The sequence below is a fragment of the Pseudoalteromonas fuliginea genome, from assembly GCF_000690055.1.
In the GTDB taxonomy this organism is placed as follows: Bacteria; Pseudomonadota; Gammaproteobacteria; order Enterobacterales; family Alteromonadaceae; genus Pseudoalteromonas; species Pseudoalteromonas fuliginea.
The window spans coordinates 1-352 of the sequence record NZ_JJNZ01000273.1 but is presented as its reverse complement, the minus strand read 5'-3'; the positions used below and the strand labels follow the sequence as shown (position 1 = coordinate 352).

The following is a 352-nucleotide window of genomic DNA, read 5'->3' as shown; positions in this document are numbered from 1 at the left end:
ACATCTCTGTTTTACCAAAAGAGTTGTGACGTTTTTTTGCTAACTCATCATTAGGATGCACTTGTATAGAAAGATCATTATGGGCGTCTAGAAACTTAAACAATAATGGAAAATGTAATCCAAAACGGTCATATACTTTATCGCCTAAAACAGCTTCTGGGTGTGCTTTAAGTAACTCTATAAGTGGTTTTCCTGCGTAGGCGCCATTCTTTACTACACTCATATCACCAGGCACGTCAGATAATTCCCGACTCTCCCCAGTAATATCATTAGGTATATTTTTACCCAAGTCTGTTTTAAGTTTAGTACCTCCCCAAATTCTTTCTTTTAAAATGGGCTCAAAAATTAAAGG

General features: G+C 36.4%; 1 protein-coding gene. It reads right to left on the bottom strand.

What is annotated here, in order from left to right:
* A partial coding sequence (locus tag DC53_RS22850; RefSeq protein WP_369126321.1) for a type I phosphomannose isomerase catalytic subunit occupies positions 1-352 on the bottom strand: 352 nt, incomplete at both ends.